Raw genomic sequence first — 7106 nt, forward strand, 5'->3', positions numbered from 1 at the left:
ACCAGCCCTGAAGGCAACGAGAACCTTGTGGGAGCTGGCTTGCCGGCGATGAGGCCAGTACAGCCAGCGCAATTTTCAGGTCATGCAGCTTCTGAGAAGTCCACCAGCCGCACCGGGCGGCGGAAGCCGGCGGTCAGTACTGCGAGGTACGCAAGACCCACCGCAAACCAGCACAGGCCAATAACCAAGGTCAGCGCCGACAGGCTGGTCCACAGCCACAGTGTCAGCCCCAACCCCACCAGCGGAACCAGGCCATAGCTCAGCAGCCCTTTGAGGCTGAGCTGCGTGGCATCGTCCACCAGATGGGTTTTTACCACCGCAAGGTTCACCGCCGAAAACGCCACCAGTGCACCAAAGCTGATCAGCGAGGCAAGGGTCGCCAGGTCTATTACCAACGCCAGCAACGAGAACGCCGAAACCAGCAGAATTGCGAACACTGGCGTGCCAAAGCGCGGTGACAGGTAGCCGAAAGTACGCTGCGGCAGCACCTTGTCACGGCCCATGGTGAACAGAATGCGCGAAACCGCCGCCTGCGAGGCCAGTGCCGAGCCCAGGCTGCCAGCCACATAGGCCGCAGTGAAGAAGTTGGCCAGGAACTGACCGCCCGCCTTGAACATCACCTCGTTGGCCGCCGCATCGGCATTGGCAAAGGTGGTGCCCGGCAGCACCAACTGGCTGACGTAGGCCAGCCCGGTGAACAGCAAACCGGCGAACAAGGTGGTGAGGATGATGGCCCGGGGCACATCGCGGCGGGCATCGCGGCATTCTTCGGCCAAGGTAGAGACAGCGTCAAAGCCGAGGAACGACAGGCACAGCACCGCCGCACCAGCCATCAGCGCGCCGAAGCCCGGCTGCGAACCGTCGCCCAGCAGTGGCGAAAGCAGGTCGAGCGGTTGGCCGGCCAGGGACTGGCAGGACAGGGCGACGAACACCACGATGAAGACGATCTGTGCGCCGACGATCAGGTTGCTGGTCTTGGCCACAGAGTGAATGCCGACCACGTTGAGCGCCGTGACCAGGGCAATGGAGGCCAGTGCGATCGACCACGCGGGTATGGCGGGGAAGGCTATGTTGAGGAACAGGCCGATCAGCAGGTAGTTGATCATCGGCAGGAACAGGTAGTCGAGCAGCAGCGACCAGCCAGCCAGGAAGCCAACGTTCGGCCCAAAGGCCATGTTGGTATAGGAGTACGCCGAGCCCGCGACCGGGAAGCGTTTGACCATGAAACTGTAGGATGTGGCGGTGAACAGCATGGCCACCAGCGTGACCATGTAGGCGCCAGCCGTGCGGCCACCAGTAAGTTCGGTGACGATGCCGTAAGTGGTGAAGATGGTCAGCGGGACCATGTACACCAGGCCGAAGAACACCAGGGCGGGCAGGCCGAGGACACGGCGGAGCTGGACGGGGGTGGAGCTGGGTGAGTTGGCCATCATTCGATCCAGAGCATTTTTGTAGTTGTGCTTTGGCCGATTTTTATCCACCTAGGTGCGGTGTGACAAAGAAGTAATCCTAATGCTGATTATTAGCCAGGTTTTTAATCGGATTCTTGTAATGCCTGGCCTCTTCGCGGGCTCGCCCGCTACCACAGGACCTGCACAGAATTCGAAAACTGTGGAGATCCTGTGGGAGCGGGCGAGCCCGCGAAGAGGCCGGTACAGGCAGTAAATATCTCAGCCCATTTCGGCCCGCAGCTGCTCGATCCGCAAGTCCTTCTCCACCCACAACTGGTTCACCCAGGCCTGCACGGTCTGCCTGAACCCAGGATCATTCTCGTAATCCCCCGCCCACAGCATCGGGTCCAGTTCACGCACGCGAATGTCGATAATCACCCGGCTGATGCTGCCATTGAGCAAATCCCAGAAACCCGGCGCCTTGTTGCCGGGATAGACGATGGTCACATCCAGCAAGGCATCCAGTTGCTCGCCCAATGCCGCCAACACGAACGCCACACCACCAGCCTTGGGCTTGAGCAGGTAGCGATACGGCGATTGCTGCTGCTGACGCTTGGCTTCGGTGAAGCGCGTGCCTTCCAGGTAGTTCACCACGGTCACCGGCTGGCGCTTGAACAGTTCACAAGCAGCCTTGGTGATTTCCAGGTCCTTGCCTTTCAGCTCGGGGTGCTTCTCCAGGAAGGCCTTGCTGTAGCGCTTCATGAACGGGTAATCCAGCCCCCACCAGGCAAGGCCCAGCAGTGGTACCCAGATCAGTTCCTTCTTCAGGAAGAACTTGAAAAACGGTGTACGGCGGTTGAGGCTCTCGATCAGCGCCGGAATGTCGACCCAGGACTGGTGGTTGCTGACGGCCAGGTACGAAGTGTCCTTGCGCAGGTTCTCGACGCCGCGGATATCCCACTGGGTAGGAATGCACAGTGCAAAGATGGCTTTGTCGATCTCCGACCAAGTCTCGGCCACCCACATCACCGCCCATGAAGCATAGTCACGCCCACGCCCCGGCAGCACCAGTTTGAGCAGGGCGAAGACCAGCAGCGGGCAGATCAACACCAAGGTGTTGAGCAGCAGCAGGGTGGTAGTGAGGATGCCGGTCAGCAGGCGACGCATAAAGAGACTCTTGTTGTGGGAGATAAACGGTTGGCAATGATAAGCAGGGCAGTGGCCTACGCCAAATTTCCAGTGCCCTGCGGCGAGGACAAATGTTTCACATTATGTTGGTTAGGCTTGTGACAGCGAACCTATCCTGCCAGTGCAGTCTAAGCACTGACCCTCTTCAAGGAAGCTTGCCTGTGAAACCTCTGCTTGCCCTGTTGTCGTTGTTGGCGCTGCCGGTCATGGCCGCCGAGCCCACAATCTATGGCCGTTACGAGAACATAGCCCTGCCCGAACTGGGCGAAACCCTGAAAGCCAAGATGGATACCGGTGCCTTCACCGCGTCGCTGTCGGCCAAGGATATCGAGCTGTTCACCCGTGATGGCGACGAGTGGGTACGCTTCCGCCTGGCTACCAAGGACTCGGACGGCAAGGTTTACGAGCACAAGGTCTCGCGCATCAGCAAGATCAAGGGCCGTGCCGATGAAGAGGAGGAAGGCAATGCGCCGGAAATCTCCAAGCGCCCGGTGGTCGACCTGGAGCTGTGCCTGGGGGACGTGAAGCGCACCGTCGAGGTCAACCTGGTGGACCGCAGCAGCTTCAACTACCCGCTGCTGGTGGGCTCCAAGGCTTTGCGCGAGTTCAAGGCGGCGGTCAACCCGGCCAAGAAGTTCACCGCTGGCAAGCCAGGCTGCTGATCGCAAACCACCTGTACCGGCATCTTCGCGGGCTTGCCCGCTAAGAGGCCGGTAAGTTAAAAGTCCAGTCTGCCCCCAGTTAGGCCGGACGCCATGCCCCACATCCTCATCGTCGAAGACGAAGCCGCCATCGCCGACACCCTGGTCTACGCCCTGCAGGCCGACGGCCATAGCACCGAATGGGTAACCCTGGGCAGCGCCGCCCTCGACCAGCAGCGCCAGCGCCCGGCCGACCTGGTCATCCTCGATATCGGCCTGCCTGATATCAGTGGCTTCGAAACCTGCCGCCAGCTGCGCCGATTCAGCGAGGTACCGGTAATGTTCCTCAGCGCCCGCGACGGCGAAATCGACCGGGTAGTGGGCCTGGAAATCGGTGCAGACGACTATGTGGTCAAACCCTTCAGCCCGCGTGAAGTGGCGGCGCGGGTACGGGCGATCCTCAAGCGCATGGGCCCCAGGGTCGAGCCCGCTGTCGAGGCCACGCTGTTCCAGCTCGACACCTTGCGCATGCAGATTACCTACCGCGGCCAGCCACTCCCCCTTACCCGCCATGAATTCCGCCTGCTGCAATGCCTGCTCGAGCAACCGCACCGGGTATTCAGCCGCGAACAGCTGCTGGACGCCGTGGGCGTGGTCTCTGACGTGGGCTACGAGCGCACCATCGACAGCCATATCAAGTGCCTGCGCGCCAAGCTGCGCCAGGTGGCCAGTGATGCCGAACCGATCCAGACCCACCGTGGCCTCGGCTACAGCTACAGCCCGGACCATGCCTGATGCGCCTGGGCATCCGGATCTTCCTGGTGTACTTCCTGTTCGTCGGGCTGGCGGGCTATTTTCTGCTCAACACGGTGCGCGAACAGATCCGTCCGGTGGTGCGCCAGTCCTCGGAAGAAACGCTGGTAGACACCGCCAACCTGCTGGCCGAGATCCTGCACGATGACGTCAAGGCCGGCACCCTGAACCAGAGCCGCTTGCCCGAAGTGCTCAAGGCCTATGGCTCGCGCAGCCCGGGTGCGCAGATCTGGGGCCTGGCCAAGAACCAGGTCAGCCACCGCATCTATGTCACCGATGCCAAGGGCACCGTGCTGCTGGACTCCAGCGGCGAGGACCTTGGCAAGGACTACTCGAAGTGGAATGACGTGTACCTGACCTTGCGTGGACAATACGGCGCCCGCTCCACCCGCAGTGACCCCGACGATGAAAGCACCTCGGTGATGCACGTGGGCGCGCCGATCATCGACGATGGCAAGATCATCGGCGTGGTCACCGTGGCCAAGCCCAACAGCTCGCTGCAACCGTACATCGACCGCTCCGAACGGCGCTTGCTTACCCTGGGCCTGGGGCTGATCGGCCTGGGCCTGCTGATCGGTGCCGCGTTGTCGTGGTGGCTGGCGCGCTCGCTGCGCCGGCTGGCCCGCTACGCCCAGGCGGTCAGCGAGGGCGAGCGCGCCGCCCTGCCGCACTACAAGGGTGGCGAACTGGCGCACCTGGCCCAGGCGGTCGAGCGCATGCGCACGCAACTTGAGGGCAAGGCCTATGTCGAGCGGTATGTGCATACCCTGACACACGAGCTGAAAAGCCCGCTGGCGGCCATTCGTGGCGCTTCCGAGCTGTTGCAGGGCGATGACATGCCGGCTGACCAGCGGGCGCGCTTTGCCGGCAACATCGAGCGCGAGAGCGAGCGTTTGCAGCAGATGATCGAACGCCTGCTCAACCTGGCCCGGGTCGAGCAGATGCAGGCGCTGGAGGATGAGCAGCAGGTGGCGCTGGCGGCGTTGGTGGACGAGTTGCTGTTGGCCCATGCGGCGCGTATCGAAGGTGCCGATTTGCAGGTGCGCCAGCGGGTGCCGGCTGGTTTGCGCTTGTTGTGTGACCCATTTCTGATGCGCCAGGCGCTGGCCAACCTGCTCGACAACGCGTTGGACTTCACCCCGGAGGGAGGCGCGCTGTTGTTCGACCTGGAACGCGATGGCGAACGGGTGGCGCTGAGCGTGTTCAACCAGGGGCAGGCGATACCGGCCTATGCCATTGGGCGGGTGAGCGAGCGGTTCTACTCGCTGCCGCGGCCGGGGAGTGGGCGCAAGAGCACCGGGTTGGGGCTTAATTTTGTGGCCGAGGTGATGCAGCTGCATGGCGGGGCGTTGGCTGTGGATAACGTCGATGGTGGGGTGCGGGTAAGGTTGTGGCTGCCGGTGCGGCGTATCAGCTGACATTGCCGGGGCTGCGCAGCAGCCCCAAAAACACACAATCTCCACACCATCTCCCCGAAGCCTCCACGCAAGGCGCAGACACTGCGCCCACTGCCACAGGAGGCCCCATGAACAAGACCCTCGGTTTCAAACTCGGCATGATCGCTGTATTGATCTTGCTACTGCTCGTCCCGCTACTGCTGATCAGCGGCCTGATCGGTGAACGCCAGGCCCTGCGCGACAGTGTGCTGCGTGATATCGCCCAGAGCGCCAGCTTCGACCAGCAACTCAGCGGCCCGCTGCTGGTGGTGCCCTACCGCAAGTACGAGCGCCGCTGGATCGAAAAGGACGGCGAGCGCACCCAGGAAACCAGCACCATTGCCGGGCACCTGTACTTCCTGCCGGAAATCTTCGACGCTGACCTGGGCGTGGACACCGAACTGCGCGCTCGTGGCATCTACCAGGCCCGGCTGTTCCACGCCAAGGGCCGTATCAGTGGCCGCTTCAAACTCCCGGAACGCTGGGGCATCGACAAGGATTTCGACGACTACCGCTTCGACAAGCCGTTCCTGGTGGTGGGCATCAGCGATATCCGCGGCATCGAGAACGGCCTGGAGCTGAGCATGGGCGAGCAGAAAGTGCCGTTCGAAGCCGGTACCCGGCTCGACTGGATGCGCGGCGGCGTGCACGCCAGCCTGCCGGGGCTGGACGGCCTGCAGGCGCGTGAATTCAGCTACGGTTTCGATCTCGCACTGCAAGGCACCGGCCAGCTGCACGTAGTGCCGGTGGGCCGCAGCAGCGCCGTGGACCTGCGCGCCAACTGGCCACATCCGAGCTTCGTCGGCAACTACCTGCCCAGTCGCCGCAACATCGACGCCCAGGGCTTCACTGCCCACTGGCAGACTTCGTTCTTTGCCACCAACCTCGAAGACGCCCTGCACCAGTGCGCCACCGCCGGGCAGTGTGCGGACTTCAGCGAGCGCAGCTTCGGTGTCAGCTTCGTCGATCCGGTGGACCAATACCTGAAGAGCGAGCGGGCGATCAAGTACGCCTTGCTGTTCATCGCCCTGACCTTCGCCGGCTTCTTCCTGTTCGAAGTACTGAAGAACCTCAGCGTGCACCCGGTGCAGTACATCCTGGTGGGGGTGGCGCTGGCGTTCTTCTACCTGCTGTTGCTGTCGTTGTCCGAGCACATCGGCTTTGGTTTGGCGTATGGGCTGTCAGCTTCGGCGTGTGTGCTGCTGATCGGCTTCTACCTGAGCCATGTGTTGCGCAGCCTGGGGCGTGGGGTGGGCTTTGCGGTGGGGTTGGCGGCGTTGTATGCGCTGCTCTACGGGCTGCTGAGTGCCGAGGACTATGCGCTGTTGATGGGCTCGTTGCTGTGCTTTGGCCTGCTGGGGGTGTTCATGGTGCTGACCCGACGGCTGGACTGGGCTCGGGTGGGGAGGGCGGCATGAGGGAGGACAGAGAGATCGGGCGGTGGCTGGCCTTGAGGATCGGGTTGCTGTTTCCTGTGATACCGAAGTGAGGCGGGGGCTGCTTTGCAGCCCAATCGCCGGCAAGCCAGCTCCCACAGGTACAGCACAGCGTTCGAAACCTGTGCAGTACCTGTGTGGGCGGGTTCTCCCGCGAACCCGGGCTCCTCCCCGGCCATCAAACAAGGAACAACCCGCGCT

General features: G+C 62.6%; 6 protein-coding genes. 4 read left to right on the plus strand and 2 right to left on the minus strand.

Features of this window, described 5'->3' with window-relative positions; genetic code table 11:
* Positions 1–80: 80 nt before the first annotated feature.
* Together IRZ77_RS21935 and IRZ77_RS21940 are read right to left on the minus strand one after the other, a co-directional pair.
* Complete coding sequence (locus tag IRZ77_RS21935; protein ID WP_108481142.1) at positions 81–1430, minus strand: APC family permease; 1350 nt, start codon at positions 1428–1430, stop codon at positions 81–83.
* 240 nt (positions 1431–1670) lie between these two features.
* Positions 1671–2558: an acyltransferase gene (locus IRZ77_RS21940; protein WP_046614473.1), complete on the minus strand. Its 888-nt coding sequence runs from the start codon at positions 2556–2558 to the stop codon at positions 1671–1673.
* A 182-nt stretch (positions 2559–2740) separates the two neighbouring features.
* Here IRZ77_RS21940 and rloA2 point away from each other — a divergent pair, with 182 nt between their 5' ends.
* The 4 genes from rloA2 to creD all read left to right on the plus strand — a co-directional run bounded on the left by rloA2 (position 2741) and on the right by creD (position 6887).
* Complete coding sequence (rloA2, locus tag IRZ77_RS21945) at positions 2741–3241, plus strand: retropepsin-like aspartic peptidase RloA2 (RefSeq protein WP_108481141.1); 501 nt, start codon at positions 2741–2743, stop codon at positions 3239–3241.
* Between the two features lie 93 nt (positions 3242–3334).
* Entirely contained in the window at positions 3335–4015 is a 681-nt protein-coding gene (creB, locus tag IRZ77_RS21950) for a two-component system response regulator CreB (RefSeq protein WP_108481140.1), read from the plus strand.
* Complete coding sequence (creC, locus tag IRZ77_RS21955) at positions 4015–5451, plus strand: two-component system sensor histidine kinase CreC (protein WP_013970529.1); 1437 nt, start codon at positions 4015–4017, stop codon at positions 5449–5451. Before creB ends, creC begins: the two co-directional genes overlap by 1 nt.
* Positions 5452–5558: 107 nt before the next feature.
* Positions 5559–6887, plus strand: a complete 1329-nt coding sequence (creD, locus tag IRZ77_RS21960) for a cell envelope integrity protein CreD (protein ID WP_085600032.1) — start codon at positions 5559–5561, stop codon at positions 6885–6887.
* Positions 6888–7106 lie beyond the last annotated feature (219 nt).

This window comes from Pseudomonas pudica (assembly GCF_015680405.1).
GTDB classification, from domain to species: Bacteria; Pseudomonadota; Gammaproteobacteria; order Pseudomonadales; family Pseudomonadaceae; genus Aquipseudomonas; species Aquipseudomonas pudica.